The sequence below is a fragment of the Anoxybacillus sp. J5B_2022 genome, assembly GCF_026847645.1.
Lineage (GTDB): Bacteria > Bacillota > Bacilli > Bacillales > Anoxybacillaceae > Anoxybacteroides.
Genome location: NZ_JAPSMC010000023.1, coordinates 22,921 through 40,759, shown reverse-complemented (window position 1 = coordinate 40,759; position 17,839 = coordinate 22,921). Strand labels below are relative to the sequence as shown.

Annotated in this window: 15 protein-coding genes and 1 pseudogene; 6 read left to right on the top strand and 10 right to left on the bottom strand. The window is 41.6% G+C overall.

The window, feature by feature from the left end; genetic code table 11:
• The first annotated feature begins 46 nt into the window (after nucleotides 1-46).
• The 6 genes from M4I42_RS08505 (at nucleotide 47) to M4I42_RS08470 (ending at nucleotide 6,287) form a co-directional block, all read left to right on the top strand.
• A complete protein-coding gene (locus M4I42_RS08505; protein WP_268851773.1) occupies nucleotides 47-421 on the top strand; it encodes a helix-turn-helix transcriptional regulator in 375 nt (124 codons plus the stop codon).
• A gap of 143 nt (nucleotides 422-564) precedes the next feature.
• Nucleotides 565-1,443: an ATP-binding protein gene (locus M4I42_RS08500; protein ID WP_268851772.1), complete on the top strand. Its 879-nt coding sequence runs from the start codon at nucleotides 565-567 to the stop codon at nucleotides 1,441-1,443.
• A gap of 10 nt (nucleotides 1,444-1,453) precedes the next feature.
• Complete coding sequence (locus M4I42_RS08495) at nucleotides 1,454-3,370, top strand: vWA domain-containing protein (protein ID WP_268851771.1); 1,917 nt, start codon at nucleotides 1,454-1,456, stop codon at nucleotides 3,368-3,370.
• Between the two features lie 24 nt (nucleotides 3,371-3,394).
• The gene (locus M4I42_RS08490) at nucleotides 3,395-4,627 is read left to right on the top strand and encodes a DHH family phosphoesterase (protein WP_268851770.1); all 1,233 of its coding nucleotides are present in this window, start codon (nucleotides 3,395-3,397) and stop codon (nucleotides 4,625-4,627) included.
• A gap of 114 nt (nucleotides 4,628-4,741) precedes the next feature.
• Nucleotides 4,742-5,941: a LysM peptidoglycan-binding domain-containing protein gene (locus tag M4I42_RS17105; RefSeq protein WP_328284600.1), complete on the top strand. Its 1,200-nt coding sequence runs from the start codon at nucleotides 4,742-4,744 to the stop codon at nucleotides 5,939-5,941.
• 151 nt (nucleotides 5,942-6,092) lie between these two features.
• Nucleotides 6,093-6,287 carry a hypothetical protein gene (locus M4I42_RS08470; RefSeq protein ID WP_268851769.1) on the top strand — a complete coding sequence of 65 codons (195 nt, stop codon included), beginning with the start codon at nucleotides 6,093-6,095 and terminating at the stop codon, nucleotides 6,285-6,287.
• A gap of 238 nt (nucleotides 6,288-6,525) precedes the next feature.
• On the opposite strand, the gene M4I42_RS08465 is transcribed toward M4I42_RS08470, so the two are convergent.
• The 10 genes and pseudogenes from M4I42_RS08465 to M4I42_RS08420 all read right to left on the bottom strand — a co-directional run bounded on the left by M4I42_RS08465 (nucleotide 6,526) and on the right by M4I42_RS08420 (nucleotide 17,808).
• A complete protein-coding gene (locus M4I42_RS08465) occupies nucleotides 6,526-6,723 on the bottom strand; it encodes a hypothetical protein (RefSeq protein ID WP_268851768.1) in 198 nt (65 codons plus the stop codon).
• Between the two features lie 220 nt (nucleotides 6,724-6,943).
• On the bottom strand, nucleotides 6,944-8,731 hold the full coding sequence (gene cydC, locus M4I42_RS08460) for a thiol reductant ABC exporter subunit CydC (protein ID WP_268851767.1): 1,788 nt from the start codon (nucleotides 8,729-8,731) through the stop codon (nucleotides 6,944-6,946).
• Nucleotides 8,731-10,452, bottom strand: coding sequence for a thiol reductant ABC exporter subunit CydD (gene cydD / locus M4I42_RS08455; RefSeq protein ID WP_268851766.1), 1,722 nt, complete (start codon nucleotides 10,450-10,452; stop codon nucleotides 8,731-8,733). Before cydD ends, cydC begins: the two co-directional genes overlap by 1 nt.
• A complete protein-coding gene (gene cydB / locus M4I42_RS08450) occupies nucleotides 10,452-11,465 on the bottom strand; it encodes a cytochrome d ubiquinol oxidase subunit II (RefSeq protein WP_268851765.1) in 1,014 nt (337 codons plus the stop codon). The genes cydD and cydB overlap by 1 nt, the downstream gene beginning before the upstream one ends.
• Nucleotides 11,466-11,467: 2 nt before the next feature.
• Complete coding sequence (locus M4I42_RS08445) at nucleotides 11,468-12,874, bottom strand: cytochrome ubiquinol oxidase subunit I (protein WP_268851764.1); 1,407 nt, start codon at nucleotides 12,872-12,874, stop codon at nucleotides 11,468-11,470.
• Between the two features lie 559 nt (nucleotides 12,875-13,433).
• Nucleotides 13,434-13,577, bottom strand: a pseudogene (locus M4I42_RS08440) (DoxX family protein); the annotation flags it as partial.
• A gap of 285 nt (nucleotides 13,578-13,862) precedes the next feature.
• Nucleotides 13,863-14,282 carry a ferritin-like domain-containing protein gene (locus tag M4I42_RS08435; protein WP_268851763.1) on the bottom strand — a complete coding sequence of 140 codons (420 nt, stop codon included), beginning with the start codon at nucleotides 14,280-14,282 and terminating at the stop codon, nucleotides 13,863-13,865.
• A 145-nt stretch (nucleotides 14,283-14,427) separates the two neighbouring features.
• Entirely contained in the window at nucleotides 14,428-15,630 is a 1,203-nt protein-coding gene (locus tag M4I42_RS08430; RefSeq protein WP_268851762.1) for a DNA polymerase IV, read from the bottom strand.
• Between the two features lie 267 nt (nucleotides 15,631-15,897).
• The gene (locus tag M4I42_RS08425) at nucleotides 15,898-16,131 is read right to left on the bottom strand and encodes a hypothetical protein (RefSeq protein WP_268851761.1); all 234 of its coding nucleotides are present in this window, start codon (nucleotides 16,129-16,131) and stop codon (nucleotides 15,898-15,900) included.
• On the bottom strand, nucleotides 16,132-17,808 hold the full coding sequence (locus M4I42_RS08420; RefSeq protein ID WP_268851775.1) for an ABC1 kinase family protein: 1,677 nt from the start codon (nucleotides 17,806-17,808) through the stop codon (nucleotides 16,132-16,134).
• Between the last annotated feature and the right edge of the window lie 31 nt (nucleotides 17,809-17,839).

The window sequence follows — 17,839 nt, the reverse complement described above, 5'->3', positions numbered from 1 at the left end:
ATGAGTATGACATACGATCATTTCCAACAGGAAAGGAGCTAGATTTATGCCAGAGAAACGGACACCAAGCGGATTTTTATTAAAGCAGCGCGCGTTTTTAAAATTGTATTTAATTACGTTGACAGAACAAGAACGTTTATACGGTCTGAAAATATTAGACGTGCTGCGGCAAGAGTTTAAACCGTACGGCTATAAACCGAACCATTCAGAAGTATATAAGGCGTTGCACGATTTAATCGAAGACGGCATTTTAAAACAAGTGAAACAAAAGAAAGAAGGCATGAAGTATCAAGAAGTCGTTTACTATCGATTTGCCGATGGCGGATACGAAAAAGCGAAATTGTATAAACGACAGTTGAAGGCGGAGTTAGACCGCTGTGAAGCGCTTATTCGTAAGGCTATTCAAGATAACTATAGCTAAGAGGGCAAAAGTAGTTGCTCTCTTCCACCTATTTTGTTTACATAACATTTTTACAAGAAACTAATCGTCTTTTTTGCGTCAAACGCAAGAGATCGAGTAGAATGATATGGTGATTAAATATGACAGAAAGGACGATAAACATCATGAATATTCCATCATTGCCCGCTGCGATCGAACAAATGATTCAAAAACGAAAGCAGCAATTTGCTTATGATGAAGATGCCTATTTAATCGGAAATGGCGGTTATACAGAAGCGGCTACAGACATAATTCACGACGCCGTCGTTGCGTTGGCGCTCGGGAAAAATGTGCTCTTGAAAGGGCCAACAGGTGCCGGAAAAACAAAGCTAGCAGAAACGTTATCGTTTTTATTTGGTCAACCAATGCATAGTATCAACTGCTCTGTTGATTTAGATGCAGAAGCATTGCTCGGCTTTAAAACGATTCAAGAACGAGACGGAAAAACGGTCATTGAGTTTATTCCCGGGCCTGTCATTCAAGCGATGAAAAAAGGGCATTTGCTCTATATTGACGAAATTAACATGGCGAAACCAGAAACGTTGCCGATTTTGAACGGAGTACTCGATTATCGGAAAACGATCACGAATCCATTTACTGGCGAAGTGGTCAAAGCGGAAAATACATTTGGAGTGATTGCAGCGATTAACGAAGGCTATATCGGAACGGTTCCTTTGAATGAAGCGCTGAAAAATCGCTTTATTGTCATCGATGTGCCGTACATTCAAGGCGCTGCATTAAAATCTGTCTTGTTGGCGCAAAGTATATTAAAGGACGACGTGTTAATCGAACGTTTTGTTAAACTCTCGGCAGATTTGCTTATCCAAGTCAAAAACGGTCAAATTTCTGAGGAAGCGGCTTCCATTCGTGCCTTAATTGACGCATGCGACTTAGCGGTCTATTTGCCGCCGCTCCGAGCAATTGAACGCGGGATTGTCGAAAAACTAGAAGATGATCGCGAAAAAGCCGCTGTACGCAACATTGCTGAAACGCTCTTCGAGTGAGGGAATAACGATGAAACGGTTCATCCAGTTTAATGATAAAAAAATGGATTCGTTTTTATTTATGCAGCTATCTGATTTAACGAAAACGTTGACGAAGCAAAGCGACTGGGAAGTGGCATTTGGGTTTCAATCGTATGTGGATTTTGTGAATCGGAAATTATACGTCAGTTATTTTTGGGATAACCGTTCGAATGCTGAAAAAATAGACGGATTAAAAAGCGATGTATGCTTGCGAGCTGTCGGTACGTTACAGTATACAGATATTGCTGCAGTGCGAGCGTTCATTGATCAAGCGAATACGACTTCGATTCCTCGCTTTGCGAAACAGTTATTTATGCTGGCGGAAGATTTACGGCTTGAGGAACTTTGCAAAAAAGAGCGCCCTGGGACAAAAAAGTGGTTCCGTACTCGGCGCCGCGCGTACCGTCATTATTTCCAAAGCCAAATGAATGCCAATTTAATAAAAAGCGTGTATACCGATACATTATTTGCGGTCATCTATTTGTTGCTGACATCTGAATCACCACTCGAAGAGATTCCTTTCATTCACGAACCGATTGACCGCCTCATGCCGCGACTTCGGCAAATGTTGAGCCAAATTTTCGACGCCGCTTCGACGAACGATGTAGCCCATACCGTGTTTATGCTGACGGAAATGTTCGATGAAGTGTTAGAACAGGATATGTTAAATACGTATTTTTATTTGCCAGAACATAGCTACGAACCTGATGCACCGGCAACGACAATCGAAGATATAAAACGAAAGGATCCATTGAATAACTGTGACGTGTTCGATCAAGCGGCTGAAGGAGATGAGGACCTTCACGAACAAACATTACCGACATGGCATCGCGAAACGAGCGATATGACGAAAAGTTTTTTGCGATTTGAACTGGAACAAGGCTCACAAACGAATTGGTTAGGAGAAGGGGTGCGCGAAGGAGAAGAAGGAGATCAAGCGCTTGCCATCGTTCAAGGTTCCGCCAAAAAAAGCAACCGAACCGACTATACGAAACAAAAAACGGCAGAAAAGATCGACATCCGGTCATCTGGAAAAGGCGAGCCGTACGGAAAAGAAAATCGGTACGCAGAAGCGATTTTCCTTTCCCCTCATCCACCTTCTTCGCAACAAATTCGAGAATACGAGAAAAAGAAAGCAGAGATTGCTGTTTATCAGAAGAAATTAAAGAAAATGATCGAAAAAACGCTCGAGCATAAAAAAACGATGCCGCGCGCCGATTTGCATTTTGGCCGCCTGCATAAAAAATTACTTCGTTTATGGACGGAGGAACAGCCGCGCCTGTTTTACAAAAAACAAGATCCGTCTATCGCCATCGATGCTGTTTTTACGTTGTTAGTTGATTGCTCCGCCTCGATGTATGATAAAATGGACGAAACGAAACGCGGAATCGTTTTATTTCATGAGGCATTGAAATCGGTAGCCGTTCCGCATCAAATTGTTGGTTTTTGGGAAGATGCGAATGAAGCCGATGAAACGAAGCAACCGAATTATTTTCAGACGGTCATTTCTTTTTCTACTTCACTGAAGAAGCAAAGTGGCGCAGAAATTGTTCAGCTTGAGCCCCAAGAAGATAATCGCGACGGCTTTGCGATCCGAATGATGACAGATCAATTAGCACAACGTACAGAGAAACAAAAATTTTTATTAGTTTTTTCTGATGGAGAGCCGGCGGCATATGGCTATGAGCAAAATGGAATCATTGATACGCACGAAGCCGTACTCGAAGCAAGAAAAAAAGGAATCGAAGTGATCAATATTTTTTTAGCAAATGGGGAAATAGAGGAAGGACAGCAGAAAACGATTCAAAACATTTACGGAAAACATAGCCTTTTTGTTCCAGACGTTGCCCACCTTCCAGATATGTTGTTCCCACTTTTAAAGAAATTATTGTATAAGAGCTTGTAGGACAAAATAAGGCGGGGAAGTAGAATGGTGAAATTGTTTACAGATAGCGACTTAGACGGAATTGGTTGCGGATTGCTTGCAAAGCTTGCTTTCGGTGACAATGTCGATATTTCCTATTGTTCGTATCGAAATTTAAATGAGCGCGTGCGACAATTCATTGAAAATAGCCAGCATGACGAAGTGCATTTATATATTACCGACTTAGCGGTAAACGAAGAAATAGAGAAAAAATTGGCCAAACGGTTTCAGGCGGGAAAGCATGTACAAATGATTGACCACCATGTGACTGCCCTTCATTTTAACCGCTATCCGTGGGGATTAGTTGAGCCGATGGATGAACACGGAAAGAAAACGTGTGCGACATCGCTATTTTATGAATATCTCGTTCGTGAGCAAAAATTGCAGCGAAACGAAACGTTAGATGCGTTTGTTGAGCTTGTCCGTCAGTACGATACGTGGGAGTGGGATGAAAATCAAAACATTGAGGCGAAACGGTTAAATGATTTATTGACGATATTAGGGATGGAAGAGTTTATTCAGCAAATGATGGCTCGTTTGCGAGCACAAATGCCGTTTTCATTTACAGATATGGAACAGTATTTATTTCAAACGGAAGAAAAGAAAGTCGAACGCTACATCCGCTTAAAACAAAAACAATTAGTGCAAACATGGATCGACAGATATTGTGTTGGAATCGTATTTGCAGAGCAACATATATCCGAATTAGGAAATGCTTTAGCGAAACGGCTGCCGCATTTGGATTTAATCGCGATGGTGAATGTTGGCACGAAACATATTGGGTTTCGAACGATTCATGACGAAGTAGATGTGGCGGCATTTGCTCGGCAATTTGGCGGTGGAGGCCACCCGAAAGCTTCTGGTTGTTTGATGTATGAACATACGTTTTCGCGCTTTGCCGTGGCGGCATTTCATCTTCCGCCTGTTTATCGCGATGCGGAGCAAAACCGTTATAATACAAAGGCACATGTTCAAGGCATCTTTTTCAAAAACAGCGAAGAACAGTGGTTTCTGCTTGTTTATGAAGACGAACGCGCGTGGAAAGTGTTCAACGACGATTCCGTTTCTTTCCAAAGTATAGACGAGGCGGAACGCTGGGTGAAACGGCAATTTGCGGCAGGATTAGCAGAAGATACACTCGTGGCTGAGTATTTACAGCAACAACTTTTATGGCCGAAAGAAGAGATTTTTCGCCGTTATTCAGAAGCGATTAGCGAATATAAAAACAAAAGAAGTTGATGCTTAGCGTCAGCTTTTTTTGTTGTTCGAATATTTCCAACAATTACAGTCTGCCTCCTCTGCTATTTTCCAAGTAAAATGGGAATATATCAAACTAGCAGAGAGAGGTGCAGCATGAAGAAAAAAACATGGGTAGCAGGATTAACCTTCGCATTGTTCGCTAGCGGAGTAGGACAAGCACATGCACACGAATTGACGTACAAAGTACAAACAGGGGATAGTTTATGGAAAATTGCTACGGCGTATCATATATCCGTTGCCGATTTAAAAACTTGGAATACGCTAAAAGATGACCGGATTTATGTTGGCCAAACGTTGACATTATTGCCGTCACATCAGCATGAATCAACTTATATAGTAAAGGCAGGAGATAGTTTATCCTCAATTGCTAAAACATACCAAGTGTTGATTGCCGATATTAAAATTCGCAACAAACTTGCAAGTGATTTTATTTATCCTGGTCAAACGTTAATCATCCCAGCAGAGAAAGGAACATATGCGACCCATACCGTTCGGTCAGGCGAATCGCTTTCTATCATTGCTCGGGATTATGGAGTTTCACTTGTTGATTTAAAAACTTGGAACCAATTAAACTCAGACGCGATTTATGTTGGTCAAATTTTATATGTCGTGAAGCCAGCGGAAACACCGGCAGCTGCTGCGCCGACTGAGCCAACAACAACTACAAAAGCCGTCACCTATACGGTGCAAGCAGGGGATAGCTTATATAGTATCGCGACTAAATACGGAACGACGGTGCAACAGTTGAAAACGATAAACAATTTAGCTTCCGACACGATTTATGTTGGCCAAGTATTAAAAATGACTGACGGAGAACTTTCGAAGCCTGTAGCTCCCGACCGCTTGCAAAACGCTCTTTTCCCGCTTAAAACAGGGACGTACACGCCGTTTGGAGATACGTACGGAGAAAGCCGACAATATGGCGGTGACCGCGTTCATGAAGGAACAGACATTATCGCGCCAAAAGGAACACCGATTTACTCCGCAACAGACGGAACGATCATTCGGAAAGGGTGGAGTGATTTTGGTGGCTGGCGTCTTACTGTCAAAACAAATGAAGGGGTTTACATTTATTATGCACATATGCAAGGCTACGCAACAGGCATCGAACAAGGACAAATGGTAAAAAAAGGGCAACTCATCGGTTATGTAGGTGATTCTGGATACGGTCCAGTCGGAACGACAGGAAAATTTATTGCTCATTTGCATTTTGGCATGTATGATTTGAATTGGAATGCGATCAACCCTTATAGCTATTTGAAGTATTGGGAATGGAAAATAAATAACCCGTAACACACTTACAAACGTGTAGCTTAAATGACTACACGTTTTTTTCTGTGATTGAATATGGTAAGAGATTAATAAAAAGTTAACACAATTGTAACAGTTTATATATTTGAATGGACACAGATTTTTTCTATAATATAAATGGGAGGTGATAGCGTTGAAACAGTATGTCTTTTCTTTCTATACAGATCAAACCAAGCCAATGGTGCGAGAAGAAGCCATTCTCGCCGACGGAATGATGGATGCGTTTTTAAAAGCGAAAAAGATAATGAAGGCGTATGAAAAAGAATTAGGCATTCCTGTCCGTGTTCAATATAAAGGCGTACGCTACCGGAACGTCGACATCGCGTAACTTACATGGAAGGATGAGATGATGATTCAACAATCGTTCCAACACTAACGTGCAGCGGTTTGCTAAACATTTTGAGCCGCTGCACGTTTTATTTTTTGTTTTTATCTCAATATATTAAGTTTACTTATATTATGAGATAATCATACTATAACTTCCTATAATTTATGTTATGTAAACTAATAATAAAAACAAAAAACAAGGCAGTTGCTATTTACTACTGCCCTCTTAGGTTTTTTAGTTACACAATCTCGCTTTCACGGAATGCCGCTTGGGTATCGAAAGAGTCTTTCTTTTTATGAATATGAAAAGGATCGAACTCGGAGATTTCTTCTGGTGTTCCATCTGAATGATCATGACCATGGAACTTCATAATGAGATTTTCTTTTTGTTCGATAAACTTCGTTTTGTTCGATAAACTTCGTTGATTACCTACCACTCACTCCTCTGAACCTCCCAACGGCTGAAGCCGAGGGGTTCTTGCGTACAAAAGGGTTTCTCTTATACCTACCGTATAGGAACTCACCCTTGTTCCGCAAGACTTTCATGGGCAAACACCGCTATGGTGCTTTGTGCCCTGTACGCCCGATTCAAGACGCTTGACTTTTCCCCTTCTAATTAAGAAGTATACTATCTTTGACTGCGTCAAAGCAATCGGTTCATCCCGTGTCTAAAGACGGGCTACGCCCTGCATGAGCTTTCCCCGATTGTAAATTGTAAAGCGGACGATCCAGTGCATATAAACGTCGATATCTTTCCTCACTTTCAAACAGTTGTTGATGGCTGCCATCCATGATGATTTTTCCTTTTTCAAGGAAAAGGATGCGATCCATTTTCTCCACACCCATCAAATGGTGTGTTACCCAAATAATCGTTTTTCCCTTCAGTGTATCGAAAATAGTAGCCAATAGGCTCGCTTCTGTGATTGGATCGAGCCCAACTGTCGGTTCATCCATGATGACTATCGGAGTTTTTTGCAATAATATCCGTGCAAGTGCGATTCTTTGCCGTTCACCACCGGAAAAGCGAGAACCTGTTTCATGCATGTTCGTCCCATATCCTTTAGGCAGTTGGATAATCATCTGATGCAATTGAACCATTTTGGCTACTTCATATACTTCCTCATCCGTTGCTTCTGGGTTGCCAAGACGGATGTTGTTCATGACGGATGTATTGAATAAATAAGGCTTTTGGTTGAGAACAGCCATTAATTTTGGAACAGCTGAAGCCAACTCATGTGCATTCATCCCATTTATACGCACTTCTCCATGAGTCGGTACAAGTGCTCCTTGAATTAGTTTCAACAGCGTCGATTTTCCGGATCCGCTGCGCCCGATAATGGCAATTTTCTCACCCTGACCTATTTTTAAATTAAAACCGTCCAGCAATGGAGTTTCAGAAGTATACCCAAATGATAAATGGTTGATTTCAATCGCTACTTGAGATAAATTCAGTGAATCTTTCCATCCATCTGCTTCTATCCAAGGTAGGGAGGACTCTGCTTGAATGGCTTCAAGACGCTTTAATGAATCTTGATAAGATGATGTTTCACTAACTGCCCCCGCGATCGGTAAAAATGATTCCACTAAGGACAGTGCTACGAGACCACAAGCAGCAATCATCGTGGGCGAAAATTCTCCTCTTAGCGTCTGCTCATTGGCCCAATAGATGGCGATGATGACAATGGCACCAAGCACAATCTGATTTAAAACGTCTCGCCAGTTCACAAAGGAATGTTTCTTTGTTTCAAGTTCGAGCAATTTTTGTTCTTGTGTTTCGTATCGTTGAATATAAGTCGCGTGTTTCCCGCTAAATATCCAGTCGCTTATGCCAAAAACCATATCGGTAAACTGTTGATAAAGTTGGTGCCTTCCCCTTTTCAATTGTTCATTTTTTGTTTTCATATAAATGTATGAAATAATTGGGCCGACAAAAATCAACAACCCTATAAATACAGCTAGGAGAATTGCGAATGGAATCGAGAAAAGTCCCGCACAAATAATGATCACTGTGTAAATGACTAATGAAACAATCGAAGGAAACAGTATTTTTAAGTAAAAATCCTGCAAATGCTCAATATCATCGGCGAGTACACCAAGAATGTCGCCCGTGCGTAAGCGGGAACGAAGAAACAAAGCTTGTGGCTCAATGATTTTATATAAGCGAACGCGCATTTCGGAAAGTATCTTCAAAATGAATTGGTGTCCTGTCAGTCTCCCCACATAGCTAAGCACAGCCCGACCAACACCAAATGCACGGACACCAACAATCGGCACATAAACCATTAAAATGGATTCTGGTTGTGTCGCCGCTTTAGAAATTAAATAACCTGAAGTAAACATCAATGCTCCGCCAAAGAGAATGGTAAGCGGACCAAGAAGAATAGCCAACGCAAACAAGCCGTGATATTGACGCAAATACGGGAAGATCCAATTCTCTTTGTCCATTAGAGGTCCTCCATTTGTGTTTTAACAAGCTGATAATAAGTAGAATGCTGTCTGATTAACTGTTCGTGTGTTCCGATTTCCACTATTTTGCCTTGATCAAGAACAATGATTTGATCCATATCAAGCATCCAATGCAAGCGATGTGTAGCAAAAAATACGAGCTTGCCGTTAAACAATTGTAACATCGTCTCTTTTAATTCGTATTCCGTTTCAATATCAAGATGGGCAGTTGGCTCATCAAGAATGATGATAGGACGGTTGCTTAAGAATGCTCGTGCGAGGGCGATCCGTTGCTCTTGTCCGCCGCTTAGGCTCCGTCCACCTTCCCCAATGATCGTCTCGAATCCATGCGGCAGCGATTGAATCACTTCGGTGAGGCCCGCTCTCTCTGCCGCCTTTTCTACTTCTTTCACGGTTGCTTCCGGATCATAAAAACGAATATTGTTTAAAACAGTATCGTGAAATATATAAGGGTGTTGGGGAATATACGTTATTTGATTTTGCCAATTCAACTGAGATAAAGTTGTTAACTTCTTGCCGTTTATCTGAAATTCACCTGACGAAGGTGTTAAAAATCCGCTTAATGTATCAATCAATGTGGATTTTCCCGCACCGCTGGCTCCAATAATTCCAATTTTTTTTGAGCCTGAAACAGAAAATTGGATATCTTGCAAAACTGGACGATCGCTGTCTGCAAAATGTACACTTATCCCTTTAACAGAAAATGTAAATGTACTTGTTGATTTCCAAAGGGGGATAGGATCCTGTTTTTGCTGCAACGATTCCTTATCAAGGATTTCCTGAATCTTTTTTCCTGCTTCTTTACCGTCAAGCGTCGCATGGTAATCGGCCCCTACCTCCCTGATTGGCAGGAAGTACTCCGGCGCCAGGATAAGAATCGTCAACGCTGGACGCAACTCCATCTTCCCGTTTATTAAATCCATTCCAAGAAAAACGGCGACGGTCGCTATGGAAAGCATTGTAAAAAAATCCAATGCAAACGAAGATAAAAAGGCGATACGCAAAGTTTCCATTGTAGCCCGTCGATATCTTTCACTTACGAAAATAATGTTGTTGATGTGCTGCCGGCTTAATCCCAAATATTTGAGCGTCTCCAATCCTCTTAAAGAATCGACAAAATGATTGGACAGCATTTGATAGGATTCATATTGGCGATCAGCCTTTATTTTTGCCGCCAATCCAAGCAAAATCATAAAAGCAATAAGTATCGGAACGGTTAGGCCCAAAATGACAGCGGATCGGATATTTACAAAAAAGATAAAGATACAGATCATAACAGGTATAATTGCCGAATTCATCAATTTCGGAAGAATAATCTCCAAATAGCGGCGGAATTTCATCATTCCTTCCATCACCAAGGTGACTGTCTGTCCGGAGCCTTCTTCTTTTACAAAACGAGGGCCGAGTTGAAACAGCTTTTGCAATAATGATTCCCGCAACTCTTTACTTGTTCTGGCAGCAAAATAGTAGGATATATTTCTTTTCCAAACGGTAAGCAGTTGGCGAACAACTAACGCAAGAAAGAATATGGCCAATTTTTTAAAGACATTGGCAAACAAATCTCTCCCGAAAAGGGAGGAGATTGCGTCTGCCAAAAAATAAGCCTGAATAATAATGATAGTACCTTGAATAACCGTTAATATCGCCAGACCAGCTAAAACCGGCTTAATCCCTTTGTAAGAGAACAATGTTTTATCCATCAGTACGTTAAATGCTCCTTGTCAGATACTCGTTTACGGAATACGTAATAGCTATAAATAGTATACCCTAATACAAACGGTAAAATCGTTACGGCCACAATTGTCATTATTTTCAAGGAATATGCCCCACTGGATGCGTTGTAGACCGTTAAATTAAAGGCTTTGTTCAAGGAACTGACCATCACTCTTGGGAACAGTCCAACGAAAATCGATGATACCGTTAGTCCGATTCCAAGTCCTGTCATAGTGAATGCCATTCCTTCGCGTTTATTGGAAATGAAATAGTATGATAATCCATAAGCAAGCACAATCAATACAACAATAATAGGCTCAAGGATAGGGCGTACCTCAAAAATATCTGTCATAAACGAAGAGAGTCCTACAAAGACGATAAGTAATCCCAATACGGCCAACACCAATTTTTTAGCTAAAGCAGCCGACCGTTGTCTGATCTCTCCTTCTGTTTTTAAAGATAGGAAAGTCAATCCATGCAATAAGCACAGTAATGTAATCGTTAAGCCGCCCCAAATGGAATAAATATTCATAACATCCGAGAAACCTGCCTCCATATTCATATCTTCATGGATCGGCATACCCTTAAGCATACTTGTAAACAGAACGCCTAGAAGAAACGGCGGCAGCAAGCTTCCGAAAAAGATCACCCAGTCCCATACATTCGTCCAGCGCGTGTCTTCAACCTTGCGGCGATATTCAAAAGCAACACCGCGTCCAATTAGGCTCAGCAAGACTGTCAGCATCAGCAAGTAATAGCCGCTGAACATCGTTGCATACCAGTGCGGAAAGGCTGCAAAAATGGCACCCGCTCCAGTTATTAGCCATACTTCATTCGCGTCCCAGAAAGGCCCGATTGTGTTCACCATGATAGTCCGCTCTTTTTGATCACGGGCAAGGAAACGAGTCGACATTCCTACACCAAAATCAAAACCTTCAAGAAAGAAGAACCCAATAAAAAGTACGGAGATTAAGACAAACCAAAGTTCACTCAATTCCATCCTTAAACACCTGCCTTATTGAATGGATCTATTGATACCGTTGAATTTACATCTTGATGCTCTACCGGTCCTCGTTTAATTTCACGAACCATTAAATAAACCATCACACCTGCAAGAATCGTGAATATCAGTGTGTACATAATGATGGAAAATAAAATGGTCCCTGCAGAAACATTTGGTGATACAGCGTCAGCTGTTGTCATCAATCCAAATACTGTCCATGGCTGACGGCCCACTTCGGTCATGATCCATCCGAAAGTGTTTGCCAAAAACGGAAACGAGATAGCCGGTACAAGGATTTTCAAGAACATACTGCTTTGCTCAAGGCGTCCCTTTTTCCACAGATACAGACCAATCATCGATAATAAGATCATCGCCATGCCAAAGCCAATCATTAAACGGAAGCTCCAATACGTCGTTTTGACTGGAGGGATATAATTCGTTCCTTTGCCAACGATTGGATCGTATTTTTTCGCGTATTCAGCTTGGAGAGTTTTCATTCCTTTTAAACTGCCTTCAAATTTAGAATAAGCTAAATAGCTTAATGCGTAAGGAATATTTAGTTCAAACTTATTTTCTTGGTTCTTTGTATCAATCCAAGCAAATGCTGACCATGGTGCAGGATCGGGAGTATCTTCCCAAATACCTTCTGCAGCTGCCATTTTCATCGGCTGTGTTTTCACAAGATATTGTGCTTGGCCATGTCCGGTGAAGGCTGTGCCTAAACTGCCGATGAAACCAATGATTAAGGCAATATTCATCGATTTCTTGTAAAATTCAATATGTTTCTTTCTTAATAGGTTATAGGCACTTACACCAGCAATGAAGAATGCTCCGGTAGCTAATGCACCTGTGATGACATGCGGAAACTCCACCCATAATTGTCCATTGGTTATAAGTGCAAGAAAGTCAACCATTTCCGCCCTGCCATTTCTAATTTCATAACCAACAGGCACTTGCATGAAAGAGTTTGCTGTTAAAATCCAAAAACCGGAAATAATAGTCCCAATAGATACAAGCCAAATGCTTGCCAAGTGCACTTTTTTAGGTAAACGATCCCAACCGAAAATCCAAAGGCCGATAAAAGTGGATTCCATAAAGAAAGCAAGCAACGCTTCAATGGCCAAGGGTGCCCCGAAGACGTCACCGACAAATCTAGAATAATCCGACCAGTTCATCCCAAATTGGAATTCCTGAATAATCCCAGTTACAACCCCTACAGCAAAGTTAATCAGGAACAAATGTCCCCAGAATTTCGCCATTTTTTTATAAATCTCATTTTTCTTCACGACGTATAACGTTTGCATCAAAGCGATAATAAATGCTAAGCCAATGGTAAGCGGCACGAAGAAGAAATGGTAGATTGTAGTCAAAGCAAATTGCATTCTTGCCAACAACACTGAATCCATAGTAGTTCCTCCTTAAGTATTTCCTCAGAATTTGACCTTTAGTGATATCATGTTCATAATTTCACATGACTATGCATCTTGATTCATTAGAGTTTCCTCCTTTTTCTCTTAATCTGTATTTCCAAGATGAAATATAACAGACAATCATGTGTAATTTATGAAATATAACAAACAATTATGTGTAATTTATACGTGGCATTTTAACATTTCTGTTTTCTAGGGATTTCATCAAAAATTTGGTGTTATTATGTTCATAATTTCACAAAATTAAACATTAAATAAAACATTATTAATATGAAAAACATGAAAACCCCATAAAAATCAGTCACTTTCTGAGTGACGAAAACTATTTAGTGGAAATCTCACTAAAATACTATAACAAAAAAACAACCATAAATTCTTTGATAGTTTGACAAATATGTTACAGAATTACGACGAAATTCGTAAAAGATCTTATACATATAATCAAAAATCGCTAAAAGAAGCAGAAGTTAGCAACATTGTTGAAACAGCTCTCTAGAGGAAACGACCGTAAAGTCTAATCGAAGATCGTGTATTATTCAAAACCATTTTGAGTAATCCAATAACCATTTGGACCGTGAACTTTAACAATTGCGACAACCATTGTTCCAGCAATCAAAAGAGCGGCAATCGGAGTAAATAATCCTAATGCAAACAATGCGCCACTAATAAATTCTACAACCAAATCAAACTGATTAAACGTCGAGGATATGGCTACAGAAATATCCAACGTTACGTATCCGTTTAGAGACTCTTATCATATTTTTGTAAAAATCAAGTACATCTTTTGGTGATGAACCATATATATAACGTAATACCTTTATTTAGAAATTATATTCCAAAGGCTAGGTGGAGGTTGTTTTTTAGACAAATTTTGTTTTTAGGATAGGCGTTCATGCCATGTTGCTACACCATAAAATGACTTAAATACTAATTTTCACTAAAAGAAAAACGCCCATGATAACGATCATCGGGCTTTGGAAAAATAGTATAAAAACCAAACGGCGTGATTTTGTTCATCCGCCGCTGCTCGGCGAAATACTTCTTTTATATACGGGCTGGTCGTATAATCTGTAATTTCTAAATAAAAATCCACTGTTCGCTGTTCATCTTGTAAAGCAAATTCTAGCCCATTTACATAAACATCTGGGCATTCTTCAATAATCTTCGGTTGAGGACGTTTTCCGGTTAGACTGACGTAAATATACTCAAATTGTTGAAAATGTTTGATCTCATCCTGCCGAATTTCAAGAATTTGTTTTCGCACGTTTTCTTTTGCTGCCAAATCAGCCAATTTGGCATAACAATGAATCGCACTATACTCTCCGTTAATGGCTTTTTCAAGGTCTTTAATGAACCTTGCATCGTTGTATAAATAAGAATCCATGATGAAATCCCTCCCATTTTTTCTCATTCGTAATATCCTATGAGCCATTAACGGATGGGATGCATGTTCATATTTATTATGGTAAATTCCCCTGCAATATGACAGGCTCATGCGAAAATCTTCATGTGATCATTTTATTTTGTTGCTAGTTCTCTTTTTCTAACAAGGCGGCACCTTTTTGAATCGCTGCGTCGCCGAATTTTTTTCGGAGCTTCTCTACCGTTTTCCATAACGCTTCGGTTTTCGCTTCTTCTTCGTAATGGAACAAGTCGAGCTGTTTGACGGCTTCTTTGCGATCAAAGACGTCAAGAGCGGTGATGCCGAGCAATCGAATGGGCTCACTGTTCCAGTGCTTTTTCAATAAATGCGCTGCATAGCGAAAAATTTCTTCCGCTTCTTGAAACGGGTTGTCCCACGTTTTGCTGCGGGTGATCGTTTGGAAGTTGTGATAGCGGATCGTCAATTGAACCGTCGCAGACACCACCCGCTTCTGTTTCATTCGTACGCTGACAGACTCCGCAAGTTCACGAAGTACTTGAAACAAAACATGTTCTTCTGTTACATCGTATGGAAGCGTTGTGGAGTTGCCGACTGATTTCCACTTCTCCCCCGCTTCTGGATCAACCGGACTGTGGTCAATGCCATTTGCCCGCTCTTTCAAACGAAGGCCATAAATACCGAGTTTTTGTTGGAGTGCTGTTTCTTCGGCTTTTGCTAAGTCGCCAATTGTGACAATCCCCATCGCATTCAGTTTTTCAGCAGTTTTGTCGCCTACTCCATGCATCTGTTCAACCTGAAGCGGCCATAATACGATTGGGACGTCGCGTTTGCGCAAGACAGTAATGCCGAGCGGTTTTTTCATTTCGCTTGCCATTTTCGCTAAAAACTTGTTCGGTGCAATGCCGATGCTGACAGGGATACGCAATGTTTCAAGTAGTCCGCGCTGAATATGGTGGGCTAATTCAAGCGGATGTTGGGACGATGAAACTTCTGTCACATCTAAATACCCTTCATCGATAGAAGCGCGCTCAAGAAGCGGAGAAATACGCTGTAAAAATGCGAACACTTGCTGGCTCATTTCGCGGTAAAGCGAAAAATTTGGTTTCCGCACAACAAGAGATGGACATTTTTTCTTTGCTTCCCATAGCGGCATCGTCGTATAAATGCCAAGCTGCTTAGCGAGATAATTGGCCGCTAGCACAATCCCTCTCCGTTCTTTCGGGTCGCCTGCCACGACGACAGGTTTCTCTTTCAGCGACGGATCGCGTGCTATCTCGCAGCTAGCAAAAAACGAATTGCAGTCGATATGAAAAATAATGCGTCCATGTTTTCCATTCGCCGCTTGCATACCTATTCCCTTTCTCTCGGCTTGTTTCTCTCTTTTATTTTACTTGATTCCCCACTTTTTGTAATATGTTTCTTACTCAAGAAAACGAGCTTATTTAGTGGATCAATGCAAGAAAAGTTCCTGCGGAAGCAGAAAAGATGACGACAAGCCGAAGCATGCACTTCCAGACGATCAATAAACTAAAAGAAGCTAACGCAAGACAGAAATCAGCTGGAGTTTGAATCTTCTGTTCCCCTTCTTGAATTTAGTTGTGCCCAAGGCGATTCTTTATCCAAATAATCCGCATGAGTTCTTGCGCACATTCGCTTCGGCGATATGGTTCCCTGTTTCAATAATAGCTGAGAGTGGAAGAACGAACATTGCCCCTTGACGCTCTTCCATTAGCAAACCGTCCACACGTTTATAGTCCCATTTGTTTTCTTCGCCGCCGCACACTTGCAGCCAGCAACATAAAAAAATCCCCCACCCACTGACGTTAGCCAGTAGCGGGGGTAGTTCCACTCAAAACCTTCCCGATCTAAAAATAGAATATAAAAGCCAGCAAAACATTAAGGTAGCGACGAAAAAGCCAATTTCGATGGCCGGGATTTTCCACAATAATGTCGATTGTCTGCCCATCGACGAGCCAATGATGATGCCGACCATAATGATGCTGAAGGAGAGCAAAACGATGCTAAACGATAAGCGGTTACTGATTTGGTCTAATTTTCTTAATAGAAAATCCAAGTCAGGGATGCCGATCTCTAAGCGCACTTTCCCTTGTTTCATCAGCCTTGTTAATTCTTTTACATTTTTTGGCAGATCTACGAACAGTTCACCGTAATCGGAAAGGCGTTTCCATGCCATTTCCGCTACGTTTTTCGGACGCAGCCGTTCCTTTAGCAGCTGGCGACCAAACGGTTCGGCAATGTCGATAATGCTAAAGTCGGGATCCAATTTTTCCACGACCCCTTCCACCGTCAGCAACGCCTTCCCTAATAACGTTAAATCGCTCGGGATGCGGATCGAGTGGCGGAATGCAACGTGAAGCAAATCGTGAACCGCTGCGCCGAGGCTGACTTGGCTCAACGGAATATGATAATATTTTTCCCTTAATTTCTCGATATCTTCGCGCAGCTGGCTTACATCTACATCATCCGGCACCAAGCCCATATCCCCGATCGTTTTCATGATTCCATCGGTGCTTTGGCGCATCAAAGCGATAATGAAGGACGATAAATGATATTTCATTTCTGAAGTGATTCGTCCTACCATGCCGAAATCGATGAACGCAATCACGTTTCCTGGCAAGGCTAACACATTTCCCGGATGGGGGTCGCCATGAAAAAAGCCTTTCATAAAAATTTGCTGGAACATTCCCTTGGCCAGCCGCTCCGCGAGAATTTTTAAATTATAGCCGCGTTGCTTCAGCCGCTCAAGTTCCCCTAGTTTGATGCCTTCCACATATTCCATCGTCAGCACTTTTTTTGTTGAATAGTCCCAAAACACTTTTGGCACATAAATCGTCGGATCGCTTTGAAACTGTTTGGAAAATTTTTCGGCATTGCGCGCTTCCACGGTGTAATCGAGCTCTAGGCGAAGCGATTTCGATAGTTCGTCCAATATATCCCGCATCTGATATTGCGCCGCCCACGCCAAGCGGCGTTCTGCAATCATGGTTAAATCTTGAAGAATTTCCAAATCCGTTTCCATGATTGAGGCGATATGCGGACGCTGAATTTTCACCGCCACTTTTTCGCCGGAATGAAGGACTGCCCGATGAACTTGTCCGATCGAGGCGGCGGCAAGCGGAGTTTCCTCAAAAGAATGAAAAATATGATCCAGTTCCTCCCCCAACTCCTCCTCGATAATGCGGCGAACATCGGCAAACGAAAAAGGCGGGACTTGATCTTGCAATTTTTCCAGTTCACGAATAATTTGTTCTGGAATTAAATCGGGGCGCGTACTGGCCAGCTGGCCTAATTTCACGAAGGTTGGTCCTAGTTCCTCAAGTACTAGGCGGATGCGCTCACCGATCGTTTTTTCATTCTTCTCCTTTTTGTCCACACGCAGCCGTTGCGGAAGGGAAAGAAGCTGGGAAAAACCGATTTCTTCGACCACCATTTCAAAGCCATGGCGGAGCAAAGCGACAGCGATATCGCGATAGCGGCTCATATGGCGCATTCTTTTTCCAATCATCCGTCCATCTCCTTTAATGGCCATATGGGCG